The organism is Sphingomonas endophytica (assembly GCF_014199415.1).
GTDB lineage: Bacteria > Pseudomonadota > Alphaproteobacteria > Sphingomonadales > Sphingomonadaceae > Sphingomonas > Sphingomonas endophytica.
Window position 1 is genome coordinate 297,744 of the sequence record NZ_JACIJN010000003.1, and the last position, 21,976, is coordinate 319,719.

The 21,976-nt window shown below is 65.9% G+C and carries 33 protein-coding genes; 3 read left to right on the plus strand and 30 right to left on the minus strand.

Annotated features, from left to right (window positions below):
* Window positions 1-150: 150 nt before the first annotated feature.
* The 28 genes from FHS97_RS06685 to rpsL all read right to left on the minus strand — a co-directional run bounded on the left by FHS97_RS06685 (window position 151) and on the right by rpsL (window position 17,705).
* Window positions 151-408 carry a hypothetical protein gene (locus tag FHS97_RS06685; protein ID WP_184034898.1) on the minus strand — a complete coding sequence of 86 codons (258 nt, stop codon included), beginning with the start codon at window positions 406-408 and terminating at the stop codon, window positions 151-153.
* 242 nt (window positions 409-650) lie between these two features.
* Window positions 651-1,307 (minus strand): adenylate kinase, encoded by a 657-nt coding sequence (locus FHS97_RS06690; RefSeq protein WP_184034900.1) that lies wholly within the window; start codon window positions 1,305-1,307, stop codon window positions 651-653.
* A gap of 43 nt (window positions 1,308-1,350) precedes the next feature.
* The gene (gene secY / locus FHS97_RS06695; RefSeq protein ID WP_184034902.1) at window positions 1,351-2,697 is read right to left on the minus strand and encodes a preprotein translocase subunit SecY; all 1,347 of its coding nucleotides are present in this window, start codon (window positions 2,695-2,697) and stop codon (window positions 1,351-1,353) included.
* Between the two features lie 213 nt (window positions 2,698-2,910).
* A complete protein-coding gene (gene rplO, locus FHS97_RS06700; RefSeq protein ID WP_184034904.1) occupies window positions 2,911-3,432 on the minus strand; it encodes a 50S ribosomal protein L15 in 522 nt (173 codons plus the stop codon).
* Window positions 3,433-3,528: 96 nt separating this feature from the next.
* Entirely contained in the window at window positions 3,529-3,708 is a 180-nt protein-coding gene (rpmD, locus tag FHS97_RS06705; protein WP_028966606.1) for a 50S ribosomal protein L30, read from the minus strand.
* Window positions 3,709-3,714: 6 nt separating this feature from the next.
* The gene (gene rpsE / locus FHS97_RS06710) at window positions 3,715-4,488 is read right to left on the minus strand and encodes a 30S ribosomal protein S5 (protein WP_246346505.1); all 774 of its coding nucleotides are present in this window, start codon (window positions 4,486-4,488) and stop codon (window positions 3,715-3,717) included.
* A gap of 3 nt (window positions 4,489-4,491) precedes the next feature.
* Window positions 4,492-4,842: a 50S ribosomal protein L18 gene (rplR, locus tag FHS97_RS06715; RefSeq protein WP_028966608.1), complete on the minus strand. Its 351-nt coding sequence runs from the start codon at window positions 4,840-4,842 to the stop codon at window positions 4,492-4,494.
* Window positions 4,839-5,372, minus strand: a complete 534-nt coding sequence (rplF, locus tag FHS97_RS06720) for a 50S ribosomal protein L6 (RefSeq protein ID WP_184034907.1) — start codon at window positions 5,370-5,372, stop codon at window positions 4,839-4,841. Before rplF ends, rplR begins: the two co-directional genes overlap by 4 nt.
* Window positions 5,372-5,767 carry a 30S ribosomal protein S8 gene (gene rpsH / locus FHS97_RS06725; RefSeq protein ID WP_028966610.1) on the minus strand — a complete coding sequence of 132 codons (396 nt, stop codon included), beginning with the start codon at window positions 5,765-5,767 and terminating at the stop codon, window positions 5,372-5,374. The genes rplF and rpsH overlap by 1 nt, the downstream gene beginning before the upstream one ends.
* A gap of 9 nt (window positions 5,768-5,776) precedes the next feature.
* Window positions 5,777-6,082, minus strand: a complete 306-nt coding sequence (gene rpsN / locus FHS97_RS06730) for a 30S ribosomal protein S14 (RefSeq protein ID WP_028966611.1) — start codon at window positions 6,080-6,082, stop codon at window positions 5,777-5,779.
* A 35-nt stretch (window positions 6,083-6,117) separates the two neighbouring features.
* Window positions 6,118-6,702, minus strand: coding sequence for a 50S ribosomal protein L5 (rplE, locus tag FHS97_RS06735; protein ID WP_184034909.1), 585 nt, complete (start codon window positions 6,700-6,702; stop codon window positions 6,118-6,120).
* Window positions 6,695-7,012 (minus strand): 50S ribosomal protein L24, encoded by a 318-nt coding sequence (rplX, locus tag FHS97_RS06740; protein ID WP_184034911.1) that lies wholly within the window; start codon window positions 7,010-7,012, stop codon window positions 6,695-6,697. Before rplX ends, rplE begins: the two co-directional genes overlap by 8 nt.
* Window positions 7,012-7,380, minus strand: a complete 369-nt coding sequence (gene rplN / locus FHS97_RS06745; RefSeq protein WP_007406105.1) for a 50S ribosomal protein L14 — start codon at window positions 7,378-7,380, stop codon at window positions 7,012-7,014. Before rplN ends, rplX begins: the two co-directional genes overlap by 1 nt.
* Window positions 7,381-7,605: 225 nt before the next feature.
* Entirely contained in the window at window positions 7,606-7,878 is a 273-nt protein-coding gene (gene rpsQ / locus FHS97_RS06750; protein WP_022687057.1) for a 30S ribosomal protein S17, read from the minus strand.
* Between the two features lie 11 nt (window positions 7,879-7,889).
* Entirely contained in the window at window positions 7,890-8,096 is a 207-nt protein-coding gene (gene rpmC, locus FHS97_RS06755) for a 50S ribosomal protein L29 (RefSeq protein ID WP_028966615.1), read from the minus strand.
* 1 nt (window position 8,097) lies between these two features.
* Window positions 8,098-8,532, minus strand: a complete 435-nt coding sequence (rplP, locus tag FHS97_RS06760) for a 50S ribosomal protein L16 (protein WP_022687059.1) — start codon at window positions 8,530-8,532, stop codon at window positions 8,098-8,100.
* Window positions 8,533-8,544: 12 nt separating this feature from the next.
* The gene (gene rpsC / locus FHS97_RS06765; RefSeq protein ID WP_028966616.1) at window positions 8,545-9,252 is read right to left on the minus strand and encodes a 30S ribosomal protein S3; all 708 of its coding nucleotides are present in this window, start codon (window positions 9,250-9,252) and stop codon (window positions 8,545-8,547) included.
* The gene (rplV, locus tag FHS97_RS06770; RefSeq protein ID WP_028966617.1) at window positions 9,252-9,629 is read right to left on the minus strand and encodes a 50S ribosomal protein L22; all 378 of its coding nucleotides are present in this window, start codon (window positions 9,627-9,629) and stop codon (window positions 9,252-9,254) included. The genes rpsC and rplV overlap by 1 nt, the downstream gene beginning before the upstream one ends.
* The gene (gene rpsS / locus FHS97_RS06775) at window positions 9,629-9,904 is read right to left on the minus strand and encodes a 30S ribosomal protein S19 (protein ID WP_028966618.1); all 276 of its coding nucleotides are present in this window, start codon (window positions 9,902-9,904) and stop codon (window positions 9,629-9,631) included. The genes rplV and rpsS overlap by 1 nt, the downstream gene beginning before the upstream one ends.
* Window positions 9,904-10,737: a 50S ribosomal protein L2 gene (rplB, locus tag FHS97_RS06780; protein WP_184034913.1), complete on the minus strand. Its 834-nt coding sequence runs from the start codon at window positions 10,735-10,737 to the stop codon at window positions 9,904-9,906. Before rplB ends, rpsS begins: the two co-directional genes overlap by 1 nt.
* A 1-nt stretch (window position 10,738) precedes the next feature.
* Window positions 10,739-11,053, minus strand: a complete 315-nt coding sequence (locus FHS97_RS06785) for a 50S ribosomal protein L23 (RefSeq protein WP_022687064.1) — start codon at window positions 11,051-11,053, stop codon at window positions 10,739-10,741.
* The gene (rplD, locus tag FHS97_RS06790) at window positions 11,046-11,660 is read right to left on the minus strand and encodes a 50S ribosomal protein L4 (protein WP_028966620.1); all 615 of its coding nucleotides are present in this window, start codon (window positions 11,658-11,660) and stop codon (window positions 11,046-11,048) included. The genes FHS97_RS06785 and rplD overlap by 8 nt, the downstream gene beginning before the upstream one ends.
* Window positions 11,661-11,663: 3 nt before the next feature.
* Window positions 11,664-12,395 carry a 50S ribosomal protein L3 gene (rplC, locus tag FHS97_RS06795; RefSeq protein WP_184034915.1) on the minus strand — a complete coding sequence of 244 codons (732 nt, stop codon included), beginning with the start codon at window positions 12,393-12,395 and terminating at the stop codon, window positions 11,664-11,666.
* Between the two features lie 296 nt (window positions 12,396-12,691).
* On the minus strand, window positions 12,692-13,000 hold the full coding sequence (gene rpsJ, locus FHS97_RS06800; protein ID WP_022687067.1) for a 30S ribosomal protein S10: 309 nt from the start codon (window positions 12,998-13,000) through the stop codon (window positions 12,692-12,694).
* A 212-nt stretch (window positions 13,001-13,212) separates the two neighbouring features.
* Entirely contained in the window at window positions 13,213-14,409 is a 1,197-nt protein-coding gene (gene tuf, locus FHS97_RS06805; protein WP_184034917.1) for an elongation factor Tu, read from the minus strand.
* Between the two features lie 209 nt (window positions 14,410-14,618).
* The gene (fusA, locus tag FHS97_RS06810) at window positions 14,619-16,712 is read right to left on the minus strand and encodes an elongation factor G (RefSeq protein ID WP_184034919.1); all 2,094 of its coding nucleotides are present in this window, start codon (window positions 16,710-16,712) and stop codon (window positions 14,619-14,621) included.
* A 108-nt stretch (window positions 16,713-16,820) separates the two neighbouring features.
* Window positions 16,821-17,291 carry a 30S ribosomal protein S7 gene (gene rpsG, locus FHS97_RS06815; protein WP_028966624.1) on the minus strand — a complete coding sequence of 157 codons (471 nt, stop codon included), beginning with the start codon at window positions 17,289-17,291 and terminating at the stop codon, window positions 16,821-16,823.
* A gap of 42 nt (window positions 17,292-17,333) precedes the next feature.
* Window positions 17,334-17,705, minus strand: a complete 372-nt coding sequence (gene rpsL, locus FHS97_RS06820; protein ID WP_022691828.1) for a 30S ribosomal protein S12 — start codon at window positions 17,703-17,705, stop codon at window positions 17,334-17,336.
* 282 nt (window positions 17,706-17,987) lie between these two features.
* On the opposite strand from rpsL, the gene FHS97_RS06825 reads away from it, so the two are divergent.
* Window positions 17,988-19,196: a hypothetical protein gene (locus FHS97_RS06825; protein WP_184034921.1), complete on the plus strand. Its 1,209-nt coding sequence runs from the start codon at window positions 17,988-17,990 to the stop codon at window positions 19,194-19,196.
* Here the strand turns inward: FHS97_RS06825 and FHS97_RS06830 are convergent.
* Together FHS97_RS06830 and FHS97_RS06835 are read right to left on the minus strand one after the other, a co-directional pair.
* The gene (locus FHS97_RS06830; RefSeq protein WP_184034923.1) at window positions 19,157-19,501 is read right to left on the minus strand and encodes a DUF3140 domain-containing protein; all 345 of its coding nucleotides are present in this window, start codon (window positions 19,499-19,501) and stop codon (window positions 19,157-19,159) included. The genes FHS97_RS06825 and FHS97_RS06830 overlap by 40 nt on opposite strands.
* Before the next feature lie 42 nt (window positions 19,502-19,543).
* Window positions 19,544-20,431, minus strand: a complete 888-nt coding sequence (locus tag FHS97_RS06835; protein WP_184034926.1) for a LysR family transcriptional regulator — start codon at window positions 20,429-20,431, stop codon at window positions 19,544-19,546.
* Between the two features lie 99 nt (window positions 20,432-20,530).
* Between FHS97_RS06835 and FHS97_RS06840 the strand changes: the two genes are divergently transcribed.
* Together FHS97_RS06840 and wrbA are read left to right on the plus strand one after the other, a co-directional pair.
* Entirely contained in the window at window positions 20,531-21,274 is a 744-nt protein-coding gene (locus FHS97_RS06840) for a pirin family protein (protein ID WP_184034929.1), read from the plus strand.
* A 24-nt stretch (window positions 21,275-21,298) separates the two neighbouring features.
* Entirely contained in the window at window positions 21,299-21,901 is a 603-nt protein-coding gene (gene wrbA, locus FHS97_RS06845) for an NAD(P)H:quinone oxidoreductase (RefSeq protein ID WP_184034931.1), read from the plus strand.
* The last annotated feature ends 75 nt before the right edge of the window (window positions 21,902-21,976 follow it).

A 21,976-nucleotide genomic window follows, 5' to 3' on the forward strand; every position in this document is an offset into this window, starting at 1 on the left:
GCTCCACGGGATGCGGCATGGCTGCCACGCACCCCATCTCGTCGCATTGCAACTCCGCCCCGCCGCCTCCCGTTGTCCTGGCCGCGAGCGCGGCAAAAACGGCAGGCACGAACGTACCGCCGGGAATCGATGGATTGGAAGGAAGAGCGGTTAGGCGGGCGGTAACGTCGTGTCAAGCGACGGGTTCCGCTCGATTCGCCGCAACTGGCTCCAGCGCCGCAACGCCACGACGAACCACGCCAGTTCGACCAGCCCGAACGGCCACGCGCCTTGCAGGAAGCCGTAGGCCGATCCCAGCAGGCAGCCGATCGCGAACAGCAACGTCCAAAAGGCCGCGCGCGCCTCCAGCGCGTAGCAGATCAACGTGAAGGTGACCGCGAACAGTCCGAAGGCGGTGAGCGCATCCATGCGCCGCCTTGTTACCCAGACGCACCGCGAGGACCACCCCGCCGCGCCGAAAAAGAAAAGGCCGACGGAGGACAGGGAACCTCCGCCGGCCATCGCCAACCTTCGGGAGTTCAGGCGGCGATCAGTGCCGTCGCCCTCGGGAGAAAGAAGCGACGGGGCAGCGTGCGTCTCGCTGCCGACCCGATCGCCTCTACACCTCCCAACCCCACGATCGCCTTACGCGACCATGACATTTCCGTCACTTATTGCGCGGGCACCGCCTCAAGGATCGACTCGATCTGCGCGGTCACCGCGTCCATCGCACCCATGCCGTCGACCCGCGTCACGAGCCCACGCGCTTCGTAGATCGGGATGATCGGCGCGGTCTTGGCGCGATATTCCGCCATCCGCGTCCGCACCGTCGCCTCGTTGTCGTCGGGACGACGCTTGAACTCGTGCGCGCCGCACACGTCGCAGGTGCCCTCGACCTTCGGCTGCTTGAAGCGATCGTGATAGCCCGCGCCACAATTGCCGCAGGTGAAGCGCCCGACGATCCGCTCGACAAGCGCATCCTCGTCGACTTCCAGCTCGATCACCGCATCGAGCTTCTGCCCGCGCTCGTCGAGCAACAGGTCGAGCGCATCGGCCTGCGCGGCGGTGCGCGGATAGCCGTCGAAGATCGCGCCGTTCGCGGTGCCGGCGTCGAGTCGCTCGCCGATCAGCGCCGAGACGATCGCGTCGCTGACCAGCTCGCCAGCCTCCATCACCGCCTTGGCCTGCAAGCCGACCGGCGTGCCCGCCTTCACCGCGGCGCGCAGCATGTCACCGGTGGACAGCTGCACCATGTCATGGTGCTCGACCAGCCGTTGCGCCTGGGTTCCCTTGCCCGCCCCCGGCGGCCCCAGCAGAATGATGTTCACCGAACTCTCCCCTTTGCGCCCGTCCCTGCCGGGCGTCATTGCCTCAGCGGCGGCGCGCGCCCTTCAGCTTCGCCTTCTTGATGAGATCGCCGTACTGGTGCGCCAGCAGGTGCGACTGGATCTGCGTCACCGTATCCATCGTCACGTTGACGACGATCAGCAGGCTGGTCCCGCCCAGATAGAAGGGGATCGACAGCGCCGACACCAGATATTCCGGCACGACGCAGATGAAGGTCAGATACGCCGCGCCGATCACCGTGATGCGGGTCAGCACGTAATCGAAATAGCTCTCGGTGTTCTTGCCGGGGCGGATGCCCGGGATGAACCCGCCGTAGCGCTTCAGATTCTCGGCCGTCTCCTCGGGGTTGAACACCACCGCGGTGTAGAAGAACGAGAAGAAGATGATCCCGGCGGCGTAGAGCGCCATGTACACCGGCGAGCCATGCTGGAGATACTGGTTCAGCCCGATCAGGATGTCGCCGAAGCGGCTCTCGCCCGCGACGCGGTTGCCCGCGAACTGCGTGATCGTCAGCGGCAGCAGCAGCAGCGACGAAGCGAAGATCGGAGGGATCACGCCCGCGGTGTTGATCTTGAGCGGCAGGTGGCTGCGATCGGCCTGCATCCCGCGCTGCGTCTGGCGCTTGGGATATTGGATCAGGATGCGGCGCTGCGCGCGCTCCATGAAGCAGATCAGCAGGATCAGCCCGACCACCACGACCACGATCGCGATGATCGACACCGCGCTGGTCGACCCCGAACGCCCGCCTTCGAGCAGGTTGAGCAACGTCGTCGGCAGATGCGCGACGATGCCGGCCATGATGATCAGCGACACGCCGTTGCCGATGCCGCGGCTGGTGATCTGCTCACCCAGCCACATCAGGAACATCGTCCCGCCGATCAGCGAGATCACCGCGCCGACGCGGAACAGCATCCCCGGCTCGATCACCGCGCCGCCGGCCTCGAGCCCGCGTGCGATGAAATAGCCCTGCACCGCGGTCAGGCCGACGGTGCCGTAGCGGGTATATTGGTTGAGCTTCTTGCGCCCCGACTCGCCTTCCTTCTTGATCGCGGCGAGCTGCGGGCTCAGCGAGGTCGCGAGCTGCACGACGATCGACGCCGTGATGTACGGCATCACGCCGAGCGCGATCAGCGACGCGCGCGACAGCGAGCCGCCCGAGAAGGTGTTGAAGAAGTCGAGCACGCCGCCCTTCATCCGTTCGGCCAGCACGCCGAGCTGCGTCGGGTCGATCCCCGGCAGCGGAACGTAGCTGAGCAGACGGAAAACGATCAGCGCGCCGATCGTAAACCACAGTCGCTTCTTGAGGTCGGTAGCCTGCGAGAATTTCGCGAGGCTGATGCTCTGCGCCATCTGGTCGGCTGCGGATGCCATCGTGTCGGTGTATCCTGGAAACGAAGAACGGCGGGATGCGTTTGTACCGCCCCGCCGCTCATATAGGCGCTTGGCGCGCCTTGTCTAACCCGGTGAGGCGCGAACGGCGGGAAAGCCGGCAGGTCGGGCGTCCCGCGCGCGCGGTTGCCGCGCGCCACCGGCCCGGAAACGACGAAGGGGCGCGGACCCAGCCCGCGCCCCTTCCCCGATTCGTTATGCCTGCGTGCGCGCGTTCTGCGCGGTGCGGTGCTTGGCCTTGGCCTTTTCCGCAGCCGGCACGATCTCTGGCACGGTGACCGAGCCACCCGCCTTTTCGACCGCTTCGCGCGCCGACGCCGAAACGCCCGCGACGGTGAAGTTCAGCTTCGCCGAATACTCGCCCTTGGCGAGCAGTCGGACGCCGTCCTTGCCGCCACGCGCCAGACCGGCCGCCTTCAGCGCGCCATGGTCGATGTCGGTTGCGGTCAGCTTGCCCGAGTCGATCGCCTTCTGGATCGCGCCCAGGTTCACCTCGGCATAATCCTTGGCGAAGATGTTGTTGAAGCCGCGCTTCGGCAGCCGCATGTGAAGCGGCATCTGGCCGCCCTCGAAGCCCGCGATCGACACGCCTTCGCGGCTCTTCTGGCCCTTCTGACCGCGACCGCCGGTCTTGCCCTTGCCCGAGCCGATGCCGCGACCGACCCGGATCTTGCGGTGACGGGCGCCCTGGTTGTCGCTGAGTTCGTTGAGCTTCATGTTATGCACTCGCTTTCGCTTTTTACGCGCTGAAATAAGGAAGGGGGCCGGTTAGCCCCCTTCGCTCGTCTTGTCATCACCGAAGTGACGAAGGGCTCAGCCCTCCACCACCTCGACCATGTGCTGCACCTTGCGGATCATGCCGCGGACCGACTCGGTATCCTCGAGTTCGGACACCTTGTGCATCTTGTTGAGGCCCAGGCCGACCAGAGTCGCGCGCTGGTCCTTGGTGCGCCGGATCGGCGATCCGGTCTGCTTCACCTTGATGGTCGCCATGTCGCCTTACTCCACCACGGCCGCGGCATCCGCCTCGGCGGTCTGCGCATCGGCACCGTGCGCGCGGCCCAGCAGGTCGGCAATCTTCTTGCCGCGACGCTGTGCCACCGACTTCGGCGAGGTCTGGTTGCCCAGCGCCTCGAACGTCGCACGGATCATGTTGTACGGGTTCGACGTACCGACCGACTTGGTCACCACGTCGTGCACGCCCAGGCTCTCGAAGACGGCGCGCATCGGGCCGCCCGCGATGATCCCGGTGCCCTGCGGCGCCGAGCGGACGGTGACGCGGCCGGCACCGAAGTGGCCGTTGCCGTCATGGTGCAGCGTGCGGCCTTCCTTCAGCGGCACGCGCATCATCTTCTTCTTGGCAGCGGCGGTCGCCTTCGAGATCGCCTCCGGCACCTCGCGCGCCTTGCCGTGACCGAAGCCGACGCGGCCCTTGCCGTCGCCCACGACGACCAGCGCCGCGAAGCCGAAGCGCTTGCCGCCCTTCACCGTCTTCGAGACGCGGTTGATGTGGACCAGCTTCTCGATCAGCTCTTCGCCGCCATCGTCCTGGCCACCGCGACGGTCGTCACGACGCCCGCCGCGACCGTCACGGCCACCGCCACGATTGCCACCGGGGCCACCGCGACCGCCACCCGGGCCGCCACGGCCACGGCCGCCGCGCGCACCGCGCTCGCCGCCGCCCTGGTAACCGCCCGCATTGCCGTCCTGCGGCGCCGCCGCGGGGGCTTCGTTCTCCGCAGCCTGCGGCTGCTGGTTGTTCTCGTCAGCCATGTCTTAGAACTCCAGTCCGGCTTCGCGCGCTGCCTCGGCCAGCGCCTTCACGCGGCCGTGAAACAGGAAGCCGCCACGATCGAAGACGACCTGCGTGACGCCGGCAGCCTTGGCCGCCTCGGCGACGCGCTTGCCGACGGCGGACGCCGCCTCGGCAGTGGCGGTCTTGCCATCGTGGTTGGACAAGGTCGACGCCGAGGCCACGGTGCGGCCCTGCGCGTCGTCGATGACCTGCGCATAGATGTGCTTGCCCGAACGATGCACCGACAGGCGCGGACGGGTGCCCGCACGCGCACGCAGCGCGGTACGGTTGCGGCGACGCCGCTTCTCGAAAAGCGAAAGACCCTTGGTCACTTCTTCTTCCCTTCCTTACGGAAGATATACTCGCCGTCGTACTTGATGCCCTTGCCCTTGTACGGCTCCGGCTTGCGCCAGCGGCGGACTTCGGCGGCGAGCTGACCCACGCGCTGCTTGTCGGCACCGCTGATCTCGACGGTGGTGGCGTCCGGCGTCTTCACCTCGATGCCTTCCGGCACGTCGATGTTGACGTCGTGGCTGTAGCCGAGCTGCAGCTTCAGGGTCTTGCCCTGCGCCGCGGCACGATAGCCGACGCCGGTTATAAGCAGCTTCTTGCTGAAGCCCTCGGTCACGCCGGTGACCAGGTTCTGCACCATCGTACGCTGCATGCCCCAGAAGGCACGGGCGCGCTTGGTGTCGTTGGCCGGCTGCACACCGATCGCGTCCGACTGGACGTCATAGGTGATCAGGTCCGACAGCGGCATCGACAGGGTGCCCTTGGGCCCCTTGACCGACAGCTCGTTGCCGTTGCGGGTTGCGGTAACGCCCGAAGGAATCGGGACCGCCTTCTTGCCGATGCGGCTCATCAGAACACCTCCGCCAGCACTTCGCCGCCGACGTTCTGCTCGCGCGCTTCCGCATCGGAAAGCACGCCGCGCGGCGTCGAGACGATGGTGATGCCCAGGCCGTTCATCACGCGCGGCAGGTCCTGCGACCCGCTGTAGATGCGGCGGCCGGGCTTGGAGACGCGCGCGACATGCTTGATCGCGGGCTGGCCCTCGAAATACTTCAGCTCGATGCGCACGCCGGCGGCGGGGCCCATCTGCTCCTCGGAATAGCCACGGATGTAGCCTTCGCGCTGGAGCACGTCGAGCACGCGGACGCGCAGCTTCGACGACGGCGAAAGGACGCTGTCCTTGCGCGCGCGCTGGCCGTTGCGGATACGGGTGAGCAGGTCACCCAGGGGATCGGTCACTGCCATCTTACGTCCTTACCAGCTCGACTTGGTGAGACCCGGGATCAGGCCCTTGTTGGCCAGATCGCGCAGCATCACACGGGCAAGCCCGAACTTGCGGTAGTAGGCACGCGGACGACCGGTCAGCGCGCAGCGGTTGCGAATACGCGTGGGGTTCGCGTTGCGCGGCAGCTCGGCCATCTTCAGCCGCGCGATGAGACGCTCGGTCTCATCCAGCGACTGGTCGTTGGCCTGCGCCTTCAGCTTCGCCAGCTTGGGCGCATACTGCGCCACCAGCTTCTTGCGACGCTCGTTCTTGTTCACGGAACTCAGTTTCGCCATGGACTTAAGCTCTCTCTATCAGACCAGAAGCGCGGTCATGCCGCCTTCTTCTCGGTCGTTTCTTCCTCGATCGGGAACGGGAAGCCGAACAGACGCAGCAGCTCGCGCGCCTCGTCGTCGGTCTTCGCGCTCGTCGTCACGATCACGTCCATGCCGCGCACCTTGTCGACGCGGTCATAGCTGATCTCCGGGAACACGATCTGCTCCTTGATGCCGCAGGCATAGTTGCCACGACCGTCGAAGCTCTTCGGGTTCAGCCCGCGGAAGTCGCGGACGCGCGGGAGCGCGATGGTGATGAAGCGGTCGAGGAACTCGTACATGCGCTCGCGACGCAGCGTCACCTTGACGCCGATCGGCATGCCCTCACGCAGCTTGAACTGCGCGATCGACTTCTTCGCCTTGGTGATCACCGGCTTCTGGCCCGCGATCAGCTCCATTTCCGACGCGGCCTGATCGACGCGCTTCTTGTCCTGCGTCGCTTCGCCCACGCCCATGTTGAGCACGATCTTCTCGATGCGCGGGATCTCCAGCGCATTCTTGTAACCGAACTTCTCGGTCATCGCCGCGACGATGCGATCGTCATAGATCGCCTTCATGCGGGGCTTGTAGGCATCAGCCATCGATCTTCTCCCCGGTCTTGACGGCGACGCGGACCTTCTTGCCGTCCTGCGTCTCGAAGCGGACGCGGGTCGGCTTGCCGTCGGCGGTGACGTGCGCCACCTTCGAGATGTGCAGCGGCGCCTCGATCTTCTCGAGACCGCCCTGCGGGTTCGCCTGGCTCGGCTTGCGGTGACGGGTCGCGACGTTGACGCCGCCCACGATCACCTTGCCGTCACGCGGCATCGACGCGGTCACGGTGCCGGTCTTGCCCTTGTCCTTGCCGGACAGGACGATGACCTGGTCGCCCTTCTTGATCTTCGCGGCAGCCATTACAGCACCTCCGGCGCGAGCGAGATGATCTTCATGTGCTTCTTGCCGCGCAGTTCACGCACCACCGGGCCGAAGATACGGGTGCCGATCGGCTCCTCGTTCTTGTTGACCAGCACCGCGGCGTTGCCGTCGAAACGGATCACCGAACCGTCGGCGCGACGGATGTCCTTGGCGGTACGCACGATCACCGCGCGGTGAACGTCGCCCTTCTTCACGCGGCCACGCGGCTGCGCTTCTTTCACGCTGACGACGATGATGTCGCCGACGCTGGCCGTGCGGCGCTTGGACCCGCCAAGCACCTTGATGCACTGCACCCGCTTCGCGCCGCTGTTGTCAGCGACGTCGAGATTGGACTGCATCTGGATCATCGATCCGCTTCCTTCTCGCTCATGGGGTGGATACCGACCCAACCCCGCCTAAAAAAACGACCCCCGGCGGCGGGCTTGGCCCGCGCCAGGGGGAGCAGCCCGGTAGCCGCTCCATGGGTGAAAGGCAAGCCCTCCAGCCTACGTCGCCCCTCGCCCGCTCATGTGGTCTCCGCCCTTGCGAACGGACCCTGCACGAAACGGTGCGAGGCACTCGGTCATCGACGCTCAGGCGTCGACGTCGACCCGCTCCGGTGCCACGTGCGTGTTCACGCGGTCCAGGACCTTCCAGGTCTTCAGCTTCGACATCGGCGCGATCTCCTCGATGCGCACCGTTTCGCCAGCCTTGTACTCGTTCGCCTCGTCATGGGCGTGGTACTTCTTCGAACGGCGGATGATCTTGCCGTAGAGCGGGTGCTTGACCTTGCGCTCCACGTTCACGACCACCGTCTTCTCGCCCTTGTCGGAGACGATCACTCCGGTCAGCACGCGCTTCGGCATGTGTCGTCCTCTTACTTGGCGTCAGCCGCAGCGTTGCGCTGCGTCTGAAGGGTCTTGATGCGGGCGATGTCCTTGCGGACCTCGCGCACGCGGCTCGGCTTCTCGAGCTGGCTGGTCGCCGCCTGGAACCGCAGGTTGAACTGCTCGCGCTTCAGGTTGCCCAGGCTCTCGGAGAGCTGGTCGTCGCTCTGGCCGTTATAGTCGGTCTTGTTCGCCATCTTACTCGCCTCCCAGGTGCGAGGTGTCGCCGAGGCGCGCCACGACCTTGGTCTTGATCGGCAGCTTCATCGCGGCGCGCTCGAACGCCTCCGCGGCCAGCGGCCCTTCGACACCGTCGAGCTCGAACAGGATCCGGCCCGGCTTGACGCGCGCGGCCCAGAATTCCGGCGAACCCTTACCCGAGCCCATGCGGACTTCGGCAGGCTTGCTCGACACCGGCACGTCCGGGAACACGCGGATCCACAGACGCCCCTGGCGCTTGATGTGACGCGTGATCGCGCGGCGGGCCGCCTCGATCTGACGCGCGGTGATACGGTCCGGCTCCATCGCCTTGAGGCCATAGGAGCCGAAGTTCAGCGACGTACCGCCCTTGGCGTCGCCGTGGATACGGCCCTTGAACGCCTTGCGGAACTTGGTGCGCTTCGGTTGCAGCATGTCCGTTAATCCTTAGCGGCGGTCGTCGCGCGCCGGGCGCACGCCGGAGGTCTGGGCCTCCATCATGAGACGATCGGTGGCGAACGGGTCGTGACCGAGGATCTCACCCTTGAACACCCACACCTTCACGCCGCAGACGCCGTACGCGGTGTGCGCTTCGGCATGAGCGTAGTCGATGTTGGCGCGCAGCGTGTGGAGCGGCACGCGGCCCTCGCGATAGCTCTCCGAACGCGCGATTTCCGCGCCGCCCAGACGGCCACCACAATAGACCTTGATGCCGTCGGCGCCGAGCCGCATCGCGGACTGCACCGCGCGCTTCATGGCGCGGCGGAAAGCGATACGACGCTCGAGCTGGTCGGCGATGCCCTGCGCAATCAGCTTGGCATCGACTTCCGGCTTGCGGATCTCGACGATGTTCAGCGACACGTCCGAGCTGGTCATCGCGCCGAGCGTCTTGCGCAGCTTCTCGATGTCCGAGCCCTTCTTGCCGATGATGACACCGGGGCGGGCCGCGAAGATCGAGATCCGGCACAGCTTGGCCGGACGGTCGATTACCACCTTGGAGATCGCCGCCTGCGGCAGCGTCTTCAGGATGTACTGGCGGATCTTCAGATCCTCCAGCAGCAGCTTCTTGTAATCCGCACCCTCGGCGAACCAGCGGCTGTCCCAGGTGCGGTTGATCTGCAGGCGCAGACCGATCGGGTTGCTCTTGTGACCCATTAGGCTTCTTCCTGCTCGCGCACGACGATCCGCAGCCGCGAGAACGGCTTCAGGATGCGGGTGGACTTGCCGCGGCCGCGCGTGGCGAACCGCTTCATGGTGATCGACTTGCCGACCGACGCCTCGGCGACGACCAGTGCGTCGACGTCGAGATTGTGGTTGTTCTCGGCGTTGGCGATGGCCGAGGCCAGCACCTTGCGCGCATCAACCGCCATCGACTTCTTCGAGAAGGCGAGGATGTTCATCGCGTCGGCGGCCGAGCGCCCACGGATCAGCGCGGCGACCAGGCCCAGCTTCTGCGCCGAACCACGGATCTGCGTGCCGACCGAGAGGGCTTCCTTCTCGCCGACCTTGCGGGGGGACTGAGGCTTGCTCATCAGCGCTTGCCCTTCTTGTCAGCCGCGTGACCCGGGAAATAGCGGGTCGGCGCGAATTCACCGAGCTTCATGCCGACCATGTCCTCGTTCACCGTCACCGGCACGAACTTGCGGCCGTTATAGACGGTGAAGGTCAGGCCGATGAACTGCGGCAGGATGGTGGAGCGACGCGACCAGGTCTTGATCGGCGCGCGGCCGCCCGAATCCTGTGCGACTTCGGCCTTCTTGAGCAGGCTCAGTTCGACGAACGGGCCCTTCCAGACGGAGCGCGCCATTACTTCTTCCTCGCGTGACGGCTACGGATGATCATCTTGTCCGTAGACTTGTTGTGGCGCGTGCGCGCACCCTTGGTCGGCTTGCCCCACGGCGTCACCGGATGGCGACCGCCCGAGGTCCGGCCTTCACCACCGCCGTGCGGGTGGTCGACCGGGTTCTTCGCCACGCCGCGCGTCAGCGGGCGCGAGCCCATCCAGCGCGAACGACCGGCCTTGCCGAGGTTCTGGTTCTGGTTGTCCGGGTTGGACACCGCACCGACCGTCGCCATGCAGTCGCCATGGATGTAGCGCTGCTCGCCCGAGTTCAGGCGGACGATGACCATGCCGCGGTCACGACCGACGACCTGGACGTAGGTGCCCGCCGAACGCGCGATCTGACCGCCCTTGCCGGGCTTCATCTCGACGTTGTGGACGATGGTGCCGACCGGCATCTGGCCCAGCTCCATCGCGTTGCCAGGCTTCACGTCGGTCTTCTTGCCAGCGACGACCTTGTCGCCGACGGCCAGACGCTGCGGCGCGATGATATACGCCTGCTCGCCGTCCGGATAGGAGACCAGCGCGATGAACGCGGTGCGGTTGGGGTCATATTCCAGCCGCTCGACGGTGCCGTCGACGTCCCACTTCCGACGCTTGAAGTCGATGAAGCGGTAACGCTGCTTGTGGCCGCCCGCGATGCCGCGCGAGGTCACGTGGCCCTTGTTGTTGCGGCCGCCGGTCTTGCGCTTGCCCTCGGTCAGCGCCTTGACGGGCTTGCCCTTCCACAGCGACGACTTGTCGACGAGGATCAGGCCGCGCTGCGCCGGCGAGGTCGGGTTATAATGCTTGAGTGCCATCTTACTTGGCCCCCTCGGTGACGTCGATCGACTGCCCCTCGCGGAGCGTGACGATCGCCTTCTTCATGTCGGACCGCTGGTAGGGCGCACCCTTCCAACGCTTGGTCTTGCCCTTCTGGACAATCGTGTTGACGCTGACGACGCTGACGTCGAACAGCGCTTCCACGGCCGCCTTGATCTCGGGCTTGGTCGCCTTGTTGGCGACCTTGAAGACCACCGCGTTCTGCTCGGAGAGCAGGGTCGCCTTCTCGGTGATGTGCGGCGCGACAATCACGTCATAATGACGGTTGTCGATCGCCTTTGCCGGCTTAGCCATTGAAGCGCGCCTCCAGCTTCTCGACCGCCGCGCGCGTCAGCACCAGCGTGTCAGCCTTGATGATGTCGTAGACGTTGGCGCCCACGGCCGGGAGCATGTTCACGCCCGGAAGGTTGCGGCCGGCGCGGAAGCCCTCGGCTGCCTCACCGTCGATCACCAGCGTGCGCTTGCCCGTGTTGAGCCCGGCGAAATGGCCCTTCAGCTCCTTGGTCTTGGCGACCTCGAAGCCTTCCAGGACGATCAGCGAACCCGCCTTGGCGTGGCTGCTGAGCGCCATCTTGAGGCCCAGCGCGCGGATCTTCTTGTTCAGGCCCGGATTGAAATCGCGGACGCGGGCGCCGTGCGCCTTACCACCGCCGATGAACACCGGGGCGCGACGATCGCCGTGACGGGCGACGCCGCCGCCCTTCTGACGACCGAGCTTCTTGCCCGACCGTGCGACATCCGAACGCTCGCGGGTGCCGCGCGCGGTGGCGCGACGCTTCTCGAGCTGCCAGGTCACGACGCGGTGCAGGATGTCGGCGCGCGGATCGAGGCCGAAGACCTCGTCGTTGAGCTCGACTTCGCCCGTATCGGTGCCGGCGAAGGAAGAAATCTTGACCTTCACTTCTTAGCCCTCCTGGCTCTCGGCAGCTGCCGGAGCAGGGTCTGCGGAAACATTGTTGTTGGCCGCCTTGATCGACGCCGGGAACGGCGCGCTCTCATGACGGTCCTGCTTGATGGCGTCCTTGACGAACAGCCAGCCGCCCTTGGAGCCGGGGACCGAACCCTTCACGAAGATCAGCCCACGCTCGACGTCGGTGCCGACGATCTCGAGGTTCTGCTGCGTGCGGTTCTTGTCGCCCATGTGGCCGGCCATCTTCTTGTTCTTGAAGACGCGGCCCGGATCCTGACGGTTACCCGTCGAACCATGCGAACGGTGGCTGACCGACACGCCGTGCGTGGCGCGCAGACCGCCGAAGTTCCAGCGCTTCATGGCGCCGGCGAAGCCCTTGCCCTGCGTGCGACCCTGGATGTCGACCAGCTGGCCGGCGACATAATGGTCGGCCGACAGTTCGGCGCCGACGTCGAGAAGGTTGTCCTCGGTCACGCGGAATTCGTGGACGATCGCCTTCGGCTCCACTTCGGCCTTGCCGAAATGGCCGCGCTGCGGCTTGGCGACGTTCTTGGCCTTGGCGACACCTGCACCAAGCTGGACGGCGGTGTAGCCGTCCCGGTCATTTTCGCGACGGGCGATGACCTGAAGCGCCTCGATCTGCAGGACGGTGACCGGCACGTGGCGGCCGTCGTCCTGGAACAGGCGGGTCATCCCCATTTTCTTCGCGATCACGCCAGTACGCATGATCCCTTGCTCCTTGACAGAGGCACCCTGAAGCCCATCCCCAGGGTGCTTGCGACCCGTGGCTTGCGCCGCGGATCAGTCCGGCCCGGAATAGCGAAGCGTGCCCCCGTCCCGGGCTGGGCGCTCTCCACGAAGGAAGAGCAGACGGGAGACGCTGGACCCGGCCACCCGAAGGCGACCGGCGGTATCTCATGGTCGTCGAAGCGTCCGCTCAGGCGGTGCGCTCGTCCGTTTCGTGCGATACGCCACGAAACGACAAACCCGCGGGACTCACGTCAACCGCGGGAGCCGGCCGATTACGCCAGCTTGATCTCGACGTCAACACCGGCCGCCAGATCGAGCTTCATCAGCGCGTCGACGGTCTGCGGGGTCGGCTGTACGATGTCGAGCATCCGCTTGTAGGTGCGGACCTCGAACTGCTCACGCGACTTCTTGTCGATGTGCGGCCCACGGTTGACCGTGAACTTCTCGATGCGGGTCGGGAGCGGAATGGGACCACGGATGAGCGCGCCGGTGCGGCGCGCGGTTTCGGCGATGTCGCCGGTCGCCTGATCGAGCACACGATGATCGAACGCCTTCAGGCGGATGCGGATGTTGCTGTCCATAGTCCCTACCAATGCGAAAGAGCGGGGTACCTGCCCTGCCCGCCTGCCGGATGACCCGGCGCGACGAATCGGGAGCACCTCTTGCTGTTCTCGAACGAAAACCGAAGCGGCGGCATTAGTGCCGCCCTCATTAAAAGGCAACTGCCCGACGCACCTTTCGGCGCGCCGGGCGGCAGCTTTTGCGACAGGCCGCTGACGCGGCCGGTCGTTTCTTACTTGGTGATGCCGCTCACGACACCCGCGCCGACGGTCCGGCCACCCTCACGGATGGTGAAACGCTGGCCGACGTCCATCGCGATCGGGGCGATCAGCTTGATGCCCAGCGCGACGTTGTCGCCCGGCATGACCATCTCGGTGCCCTCGGGCAGCTCGACGGTGCCGGTCACGTCGGTCGTACGGAAGTAGAACTGCGGACGATAGTTGGCGAAGAACGGCGTATGACGGCCACCCTCGTCCTTCGACAGCACGTACACTTCCGACGAGAAGTCGGTATGCGGCTTGATCGAGCCCGGCTTGCAGAGCACCTGGCCACGCTCGACCTCGTCACGGGCGACGCCACGGATCAGCGCGCCGACGTTGTCGCCGGCCTGGCCCTGATCGAGCAGCTTGCGGAACATTTCCACGCCGGTGACGGTGGTCTTGCGGACGGTCGGGTGGATGCCGACGATCTCGACTTCCTCACCGACCTTGATGATCCCGGTCTCGACGCGGCCGGTCACGACCGTACCACGACCCGAGATCGAGAACACGTCCTCGATCGGCATCATGAACGGCTTGTCCAGCGGACGCTCCGGCTGCGGGATGTACTCGTCGACCGCCTTCATCAGCTCCATGACCGCATCCGGCCCGAGCTTCTGGTTCGAACCCGACAGCGCGCAGGTCGCCGAACCCTTGATGATCGGAATGTCGTCGCCCGGGAATTCGTACGAGCTGAGCAGCTCGCGAACTTCCAGCTCGACCAGCTCGAGGATTTCCTCGTCGTCGACCAGATCGACCTTGTTCATGAACACGACCATCGCCGGCACGCCGACCTGACGGGCGAGCAGGATGTGCTCGCGGGTCTGCGGCATCGGGCCGTCGGTGGCCGAGACGACCAGGATCGCGCCGTCCATCTGCGCCGCGCCGGTGATCATGTTCTTCACATAGTCGGCGTGGCCCGGGCAGTCGACGTGCGCATAGTGGCGGTTGGCGGTCTCATACTCGACGTGCGCGGTCGAGATGGTGATGCCGCGCTCGCGCTCTTCCGGCGCCTTGTCGATGTTCGCGAAGTCGACCGCGGCGTTGCCCGCGACGTTCTCCGCCAGCACCTTCGTGATCGCTGCGGTCAGCGAGGTCTTGCCATGGTCGACGTGACCGATGGTGCCGATGTTCAGGTGCGGCTTGTTCCGCTCAAACTTAGCCTTAGCCATTGTTTCCCTACCTTCTTGGATTCGTCTTCGCGAACGGAGCCGCGCCAGAACGCGGCCCCATAGCGGCTGTTTAACCGTTGTGCAAACCCTGCCCCGCTCTTGCGAGCCGACGCAGGACTTAATCCTGCGTCGTCGGACGGGATCGGCGAGGCCGACCCGCCGGCCGGCCTGCGGCGTCTCGGGAGCAGGTTGCCCTGCTCCCATGCGCCTTAGGCGAGCTTCGCCTTCACTTCGTCGGCGACGTTCTGCGGCACTTCGTCATAGTGCGAGAACTGCATCGAGTAGCTGGCGCGGCCCTGCGTGAACGAGCGGAGCGAGTTCACGTAACCGAACATGTTCGCCAGCGGCACCATCGCGGTCACCGCCTGCGCGTTGCCGCGCGTGTCGGTGCCCTGGATCTGGCCACGGCGCGAGTTCATGTCGCCGATGACGTCGCCCAGATAATCTTCCGGGGTGACGACCTCGACCTTCATCACCGGCTCGAGCAGCGTGATGCCGGCCTTCTGCGCGCCTTCGCGCATCGCGCCGCGCGCGGTGATTTCGAACGCCAGCGCCGACGAGTCGACGTCGTGGTACGCGCCGTCATACAGCGTGATGTCGAAGTCGATGATCGGGAAGCCGACCAGCGAACCGGTCGCCGCGGTCTCGCGGAAGCCTTTCTCGATCGCGGGAATGTACTCGCGCGGAATGTTGCCGCCCTTGATCTCGTCCTTGAAGACGATGCCCGCGCCGCGCTCGCCCGGCGTCAGCTTCACCTTCACGCGACCGAACTGGCCAGTGCCGCCCGACTGCTTCTTGTGGGTATAGTCGATGTCGACGGCCTTCTTGAGGTATTCGCGATACGCCACCTGCGGCGCACCGACGTTCGCCTCGACCTTGAACTCGCGCTTCATGCGGTCGACGAGGATCTCGAGGTGGAGCTCGCCCATCCCCTTGATGATCGTCTGGCCCGATTCGTGATCGGTCGACACGCGGAACGACGGATCCTCGGCGGCCAGGCGATTGAGCGCGATGCCCATCTTCTCCTGGTCGGCCTTGGTCTTCGGTTCCACCGACAGCTCGATCACCGGCTCCGGGAATTCCATGCGCTCGAGAATGATCGGGTGCGCGGGATCGCAGAGCGTGTCGCCGGTCGTCGTCTCCTTGAGACCCGCGATCGCGACGATGTCGCCCGCGCGCGCCTCTTCGATGTCCTCACGCGAGTTCGCGTGCATGAGGAGCATACGGCCGATCTTTTCCTTCTTGTCCTTCACCGAGTTCAGGTAGCCGCCCTTGGTCAGGACGCCCGAATAGATGCGCGCGAAGGTCAGCGAGCCGACGAACGGGTCGTTCATGATCTTGAATGCCAGCGCCGAGAACGGCGCCTCGTCCGACGACGGACGCTCGTCCGGGGTCTCGCCGTCGAGCTTGACGCCCTTGATCGCCGGCACGTCGAGCGGGCTCGGCAGATAGTCGACGACGGCGTCGAGCAGCGGCTGGACGCCCTTGTTCTTGAACGCCGAACCGCAGACGACCGGGACGAACGACATGTTCAGCGTGCCCTTGCGGAGCAGCGCCTTCAGCGTCTTGGCGTCGGGCTCGTTGCCCTCCAGATACGCCTCCATCGCGTCGTCGTCCTGCTCGACGGCCAGCTCGATCAGGTCGTTGCGATACTTCGCCGCCTTCTCGACCATGTCGTCGGGGATCGGCTGATACTCGAACTTCGCGCCCAGCGACTCCTCGAGCCAGATGATCGCGCGGTTCTCGACCAGGTCGACCAGACCCTTGAACCCGCCCTCGATGCCGATCGGGAGGTACAGCACCGCCGGCTTCGCGCCGAGACGCTCGATGATCGAATTGACGCAGAAGTAGAAATCGGCACCGGTGCGGTCGAGCTTGTTGACGAAGCACATGCGCGGCACGCCGTACTTGTCGGCCTGACGCCACACGGTTTCCGACTGCGGCTCCACGCCCGCGACGCCATCGAAGCACGCAACCGCGCCGTCGAGCACGCGCAGCGAACGCTCGACTTCGATCGTGAAGTCAACGTGGCCCGGGGTATCGATGATGTTGATCAGATGCTCGGGGCCCTTGCCCTCTTCGGCCTTCCACTTGCAGGTGGTGGCAGCCGACGTGATCGTGATCCCGCGCTCCTGCTCCTGCTCCATCCAGTCCATCGTGGCGGTGCCCTCATGGACTTCGCCGATCTTGTAGGACTTGCCGGTGTAGTAAAGAATACGCTCGGTCGTCGTCGTCTTGCCGGCGTCAATGTGCGCCATGATGCCGATATTACGGTAGAGTTCGAGCGGATGGCTGCGGGCCATGACAGGCTTCCTTGAGCAAATGTGGGGAGCGCAGCGTGTCGCCGGCTCCCCACGATATAGGTCAGATTTGAGACGCTTCCAAGACAGGGAGCGTCCGCACCGCCGGTGTTACCAGCGGTAGTGCGAGAAGGCGCGGTTCGCTTCCGCCATGCGGTGCGTGTCCTCGCGCTTCTTCACCGCGTTGCCGCGGTTGTTCGACGCGTCGAGCAGTTCGCCCGACAGACGCGCCGACATCGTGTTCTCGCTGCGCGCACGTGCGGCAGTGATCAGCCAGCGGATCGCCAGCGCCTGTGCGCGCTCGGGGCGAACCTCGACCGGGACCTGATAGGTCGCACCGCCGACGCGGCGGCTGCGGACCTCGATGCCCGGCTTGATGTTGTTCAGCGCATCGTGGAACACGCCGATCGGCTCGCGCTTGGCGCGGGTCTCGACGGTGTTCATCGCCGAATAGACGATGCCTTCGGCGACCGACTTCTTGCCGTCGAGCATCACCGAATTCATGAACTTGGACAGAACCTCATCCCCGTACACGGGATCAGGCAGGATTTCCCGCTTCTCGGGACGACGACGACGCGCCATGATGAATACCTTTCAATCAGCTGGTGAGAATACGGGAGCGGCTTACTTCGGCCGCTTCGCACCGTACTTCGACCGCGACTGCTTGCGGTCCTTGACGCCCTGCGTGTCGAGCACGCCGCGCAGCACGTGGTAGCGCACGCCCGGAAGGTCGCGCACACGGCCGCCGCGGATCAGCACCACCGAGTGCTCCTGCAGGTTGTGGCCTTCACCCGGGATGTAGCTGATGACTTCGCGCTGGTTGGTCAGGCGAACCTTGGCCACCTTGCGCAACGCCGAGTTCGGCTTCTTCGGGGTCGTCGTATAGACACGGGTACAGACGCCACGCTTTTGCGGGTTCTGTTCCATCGCAGGGACCTTGCTCTTGGCCTTCTGCGGGTCGCGGCCCTTGCGGACCAGCTGGTTGATCGTCGGCATTGAAGCCTTCACCTTTCCGATAGGTTACTTTGCTGGAGCCCTAAAACAAGACTTGGAATACGAAAAGGGACCGCGGCGCCGCCGCTTGGGCGGCGACCGGATGGCCCTTGATGCATCCAGCAATGTTCAAGCTGCCCGGCGGAGTCGCCTCCTCCCGGACCGGCGCGCTATACGCACGCTCGTCCCGTCGGTCAATCGCCACACTGCGCAGCATCGGCGCTTGCCGCCGCCGCGCAACCGTTTACGACGCGCACCAGCTCACATGCGTTAGCAGGATACGCGATGCCGAATGTCATGGCGCGGGCACGCGCTTTTCGCGATCGCGATTTCGTCGCGCTTCTGATCGGCACGGCGCTGCTGTATGTCGCCTGCGTGCCGCTGATGAACGGCGACGTCCGCAACTACCTGATCCCGTGGACGCACTATCTGCTCGATCACGGGCGATTCGCGGCCTTTGGCGACAATTTCTCCGAATATGCGCCACCATATCTCTATCTGCTGGCGCTGGGGAGCTGGACTGCGCCGGTGATCGGCGTGGTGCCAGCAATCAAACTGGTGTCGATCGTTGGTACGATCGTCCTTTCGGTCGCCATGTACGCCCTGCTGGCGACCCGCCTCACGCGGCGCCAGGCGCTGTCGGGCGCGGCGCTGACCCTGATCGCGCCCACGGCGGTCGCGAACGGTCCGGTCTGGGGGCAGTGCGACGCGCTTTATACCAGTTGCGCGATCCTGGCAGTCGCAGCCTTCATCCGACAACGCCCGGCGCTGGCGATGATGGCGGTCGGTGCGGCGCTGTCGTTCAAGCTGCAAGGGATTTTCATCGCACCATTGGTGCTCGCGATGCTGCTGGCCGGGCGCGCGCGCTGGTGGACGCTCGCCATCATCCCCGCGACCTATGTCGTCGCGATGCTGCCCGCGTGGCTCGCCGGACGCCCGGCGATCGACCTCGCGCTCCTTTATCTGCGCCAAGGGCATCATTATCACGACCTGGCGCGCTCGGTGCCGAACGTCTGGCAGATCCTGCGCGCTTTGGTCACCATCCCCTATCCGGTCGGCGTCGCGATCGGCCTGCTCGCCGCCGCCGGCGCGACGATCGCGGTGGCGTGGCGGACGCGTCGCCATCTGCTCCAGCCCGAGGATGTCGTGCTGGTCGCGCTGCTCGGCGCGATCGTGGTGCCGTACCTGCTCCCCAAGATGCACAATCGCTATTTCTTCATGGCCGACCTGCTGGCCGGTGCCTATGTCTTCCTGCGGCCGACGACGCGCGCGTTCTGGATCGTGCGGCTGGTGACGATCGGCTCGCTGCTGTCCTACGCCACCTTCCTGCTCCACCTGACGGGCGGTGCGTTCGTCGGCGCGTTCGCGATGACCGCCGGCCTGGTGCTGACGTGGCGCGAGGTGCGCGAGCGGCTGCCAGATGGCCGGGGGGTCACACCGCTCGCCGAGGCGGCTCACTTCAAGGGATCGTGCCCCCAGTTCATCAAGGAATAGCGCCAGTCGGACTGTTCCTTGTCCTTCGCGGGCCCGCCCTGCGCGAGGTGGCGGTGAACATAGCCGACCACCTTCTTCATATGCGCATAATCGTCGTCGGTCAGCTCCGCCTTCTTCTTGCGTTTGATCGCCACGATCCGCCGCCCCGATTCGTGACCGACGCTCTCGCCCGATCCCTTGCCGTCGTCGCCCTTCCAGCCGACACGCTTGCTGTCGTCGCTGTCCAGGAATTTCTCCAGCTCGGCGGGCGCCATGTTGACCGCCTCGGCGAAGTCTTTCGCAATCGTGTCGTAATCGTCGGCCATCTGCTTCTCCTCACGCGGGAAAAGCGCGACGCCTCGAACGGTTCAATCGCGCAGGCGGGTGGAGAGGAAGTCGATCAGCGCGTCGACCCGCGCCGGGCGCAGCGCGCTGGGCGGGGTGAGCAGATGCAGGCCGATCGGCGCGGGCGCCCAGTCATGGAGGATCTCGACCACCCGCCCCGCCGCCAGCGCCTCGCCGACGATAAAACCGGGCAGCCGCGCAATGCCGAGCCCGGCCTCGAGCGCGGGGACCAGCGCCTCGCCGCTGTTCGCCGCCAGCGGCCCGACGGCGCGTACCGACACCTCAGCGCCCTCCGGCCCGCGGAAACGCCACGGACCGGTGATGTTGGTATAGCCGAGCAGCCGGTGCTCGCCGAGCTGCGCCGCGTGAGTCGGGGTGCCATGCGCGGCCAGATAGGACGGCGCGGCGACCAGATGCGCCGCGATCGAGCACAGCCGCCGCGCACGCAATGAACTGTCGGGCAGATCGGCGATCCGCAGGGCGACATCGAATCCTTCCGCAACGATATCGACGCGCGCGTCCGAGAGGTGCAGCTCGATCTCGATCTGCGGATGCTCGCGCAGGAAGTCGGCGAGCAGCGGCGCGACATTCTTCACTCCAAAGGTCATCGGCGCGGCCAGCCGCACCCGCCCGCTCGGCACGCTGGCGCCGATCCGCGCCGCTTCCTCGGCCGCCTGCGCCTCGGCGACGATCCGCGCGGCGTGTTCGGCAAGCGGCGCGCCGGCCTCGGTCAGCGCCAATCGCCGTGACGTGCGATGGAACAGCGACACCCCCAGCTGCGCTTCCAGCCGCGACACTGCCTTGGATACCGTCGCCTTGCTCACCCCGATCGCATCCGCCGCGCCGCTGAACGACCGGTGCTCGGCCACGGCGGCGAAGATCGCCCATGCCTCGAAATCGGGGAGCCTCATGACGTTTTCCCTATCTCGCGAAACGATCCGTTTCAATCGTTTCTGTTTTGGCGAAGGTCATGGCCCCCTACCTTGGCGGCAACGAAACGGAGGTTCATCATGACCGACACCGCCATCCTGACCCGCCCCGCCGGCATCGAGCGTCGCGGCTTCGAGACGCTGGGCCACGCCAACCATGGCTGGCTCGACGCGCGTCACCATTTCTCCTTCGCCAATTACCATGATCCGGCACGGATGAGCTGGGGCGCCATCCGCGTCTGGAACGACGACACGATCGCGCCGAACAGCGGCTTTCCCCCGCATCCGCACCGCGACATGGAGATCATCACCTATGTCCGCAGCGGCGCGATCACGCATCAGGACTCGCTGGGCAACACCGGCCGCACCGAGGCCGGCGACGTGCAGGTGATGAGCGCGGGGTCGGGCGTCCGCCACGCCGAATATAATCTCGAGAGCGAGCCGACGACCTTGTTCCAGATCTGGATCGAACCGACCCGCAGCGGCGGCGCGCCGAGCTGGGGCGCCAAGCCGTTCCCCAAGGGCGACCGTACCGGCAAGTTCGTGACGCTCGCCAGCGGGTTCGAGGCCGATGTGACCGGGCCGGGCGCGGCGCTGCCGATCCGCGCCGAGGCGCGCGTGCTGGCGGCGACGCTGGCGGCTGGCGAGACGCTGACCCACGCGGTCGGCGAAGGCCGCCACGCCTATCTGGTCCCCGCGACCGGCGCGATCGAGATCGACGGCGCGCGCTTCGCGGCGCGCGACGGTGTCGCGATCACCGGCGGTCGCACCATCACCATCACCGCGATCGACGAGGCCGAACTGGTGCTCGTCGACGCCAACTGACGTTACTGAAAGGAGCTGACGACCATGACCAAGGTGCTCGTGCTTTATTATTCGTCCTACGGCCATATCGAGAAGATGGCCGACGCGATCGCCGAGGGCGCGCGCAGCGGCGGCGCGGAGGTCGACATTCGCCGTGTCGCCGAAACCGCGCCCGCCGAGATCGTCAAGGCGGCCGGCTTCAAGACCGACACCGCGCATCCCGAGATCGAAGGGCCGGACGCGCTCGCCAACTATGACGCGATCGTCGTCGGCGCGCCGACCCGCTACGGCCGGATGCCCAGCCAGATGGCGGCCTTCTGGGACACGACCGGCGGGCTGTGGATGAAGGGTGCGCTGGTCGGCAAGGTCGGCGGCGCGTTCACCTCGACCGCCAGCCAGCATGGCGGTCAGGAAACGACGTTGTTCTCGATCCTCACCAACCTGCTCCACCACGGCATGACGATCGTCGGGCTCGACTATGGCTTCCAGGGGCAGATGGGCGTCGACGAGGTGAAGGGCGGCACGCCCTATGGCGCGAGCACGCTGGCCGATGGCGACGGCAGCCGCCAGCCCTCGCAGGTCGAACTGGACGGCGCGCGCTATCAGGGCAAGCGCATCGCCGAGACCGCCGCTAAGCTGACGGCGTAATCCTTGCTGTCGTCCCGGGCTTGACCGGGGCCCCGCTTCTTCCTCTCGGATCCGGAAGAAAAGCGGGGTCCCGGA

What these genes read in the sequence shown, in the direction of transcription:
- FHS97_RS06685 (WP_184034898.1), bottom strand. Translation starts at nt 408, where the DNA reads ATGGATGCGCTCACCGCCTTCGGACTGTTCGCGGTCACCTTCACGTTG.
- secY (WP_184034902.1), bottom strand. Translation starts at nt 2,697, where the DNA reads ATGGCATCCGCAGCCGACCAGATGGCGCAGAGCATCAGCCTCGCGAAA.
- rplO (WP_184034904.1), bottom strand. Translation starts at nt 3,432, where the DNA reads ATGAAGCTCAACGAACTCAGCGACAACCAGGGCGCCCGTCACCGCAAG.
- rpmD (WP_028966606.1), bottom strand. Translation starts at nt 3,708, where the DNA reads ATGGCGACCATCAAGGTGAAGCAGACCGGATCGCCGATCCGGCGCACC.
- rpsE (WP_246346505.1), bottom strand. Translation starts at nt 4,488, where the DNA reads ATGGCTGACGAGAACAACCAGCAGCCGCAGGCTGCGGAGAACGAAGCC.
- rplF (WP_184034907.1), bottom strand. Translation starts at nt 5,372, where the DNA reads ATGAGCCGCATCGGCAAGAAGGCGGTCCCGATTCCTTCGGGCGTTACC.
- rpsH (WP_028966610.1), bottom strand. Translation starts at nt 5,767, where the DNA reads ATGGCAGTGACCGATCCCCTGGGTGACCTGCTCACCCGTATCCGCAAC.
- rpsN (WP_028966611.1), bottom strand. Translation starts at nt 6,082, where the DNA reads ATGGCGAAACTGAGTTCCGTGAACAAGAACGAGCGTCGCAAGAAGCTG.
- rplE (WP_184034909.1), bottom strand. Translation starts at nt 6,702, where the DNA reads ATGGCTGATGCCTACAAGCCCCGCATGAAGGCGATCTATGACGATCGC.
- rplX (WP_184034911.1), bottom strand. Translation starts at nt 7,012, where the DNA reads ATGGCTGCCGCGAAGATCAAGAAGGGCGACCAGGTCATCGTCCTGTCC.
- rplN (WP_007406105.1), bottom strand. Translation starts at nt 7,380, where the DNA reads ATGATCCAGATGCAGTCCAATCTCGACGTCGCTGACAACAGCGGCGCG.
- rpsQ (WP_022687057.1), bottom strand. Translation starts at nt 7,878, where the DNA reads ATGCCGAAGCGCGTGCTGACCGGAGTGATCGTCTCCGACAAGGGCGAG.
- rpmC (WP_028966615.1), bottom strand. Translation starts at nt 8,096, where the DNA reads ATGGCGAACAAGACCGACTATAACGGCCAGAGCGACGACCAGCTCTCC.
- rplP (WP_022687059.1), bottom strand. Translation starts at nt 8,532, where the DNA reads ATGCTGCAACCGAAGCGCACCAAGTTCCGCAAGGCGTTCAAGGGCCGT.
- rpsC (WP_028966616.1), bottom strand. Translation starts at nt 9,252, where the DNA reads ATGGGTCACAAGAGCAACCCGATCGGTCTGCGCCTGCAGATCAACCGC.
- rplV (WP_028966617.1), bottom strand. Translation starts at nt 9,629, where the DNA reads ATGAGCAAGCCTCAGTCCCCCCGCAAGGTCGGCGAGAAGGAAGCCCTC.
- rpsS (WP_028966618.1), bottom strand. Translation starts at nt 9,904, where the DNA reads ATGGCGCGCTCCGTCTGGAAGGGCCCGTTCGTCGAACTGAGCCTGCTC.
- rplB (WP_184034913.1), bottom strand. Translation starts at nt 10,737, where the DNA reads ATGGCACTCAAGCATTATAACCCGACCTCGCCGGCGCAGCGCGGCCTG.
- FHS97_RS06785 (WP_022687064.1), bottom strand. Translation starts at nt 11,053, where the DNA reads ATGGCTAAGCCGGCAAAGGCGATCGACAACCGTCATTATGACGTGATT.
- rplC (WP_184034915.1), bottom strand. Translation starts at nt 12,395, where the DNA reads ATGCGTACTGGCGTGATCGCGAAGAAAATGGGGATGACCCGCCTGTTC.
- rpsJ (WP_022687067.1), bottom strand. Translation starts at nt 13,000, where the DNA reads ATGGACAGCAACATCCGCATCCGCCTGAAGGCGTTCGATCATCGTGTG.
- tuf (WP_184034917.1), bottom strand. Translation starts at nt 14,409, where the DNA reads ATGGCTAAGGCTAAGTTTGAGCGGAACAAGCCGCACCTGAACATCGGC.
- fusA (WP_184034919.1), bottom strand. Translation starts at nt 16,712, where the DNA reads ATGGCCCGCAGCCATCCGCTCGAACTCTACCGTAATATCGGCATCATG.
- rpsG (WP_028966624.1), bottom strand. Translation starts at nt 17,291, where the DNA reads ATGGCGCGTCGTCGTCGTCCCGAGAAGCGGGAAATCCTGCCTGATCCC.
- rpsL (WP_022691828.1), bottom strand. Translation starts at nt 17,705, where the DNA reads ATGCCGACGATCAACCAGCTGGTCCGCAAGGGCCGCGACCCGCAGAAG.
- FHS97_RS06825 (WP_184034921.1), top strand. Translation starts at nt 17,988, where the DNA reads ATGCCGAATGTCATGGCGCGGGCACGCGCTTTTCGCGATCGCGATTTC.
- FHS97_RS06830 (WP_184034923.1), bottom strand. Translation starts at nt 19,501, where the DNA reads ATGGCCGACGATTACGACACGATTGCGAAAGACTTCGCCGAGGCGGTC.
- FHS97_RS06835 (WP_184034926.1), bottom strand. Translation starts at nt 20,431, where the DNA reads ATGAGGCTCCCCGATTTCGAGGCATGGGCGATCTTCGCCGCCGTGGCC.
- FHS97_RS06840 (WP_184034929.1), top strand. Translation starts at nt 20,531, where the DNA reads ATGACCGACACCGCCATCCTGACCCGCCCCGCCGGCATCGAGCGTCGC.
- wrbA (WP_184034931.1), top strand. Translation starts at nt 21,299, where the DNA reads ATGACCAAGGTGCTCGTGCTTTATTATTCGTCCTACGGCCATATCGAG.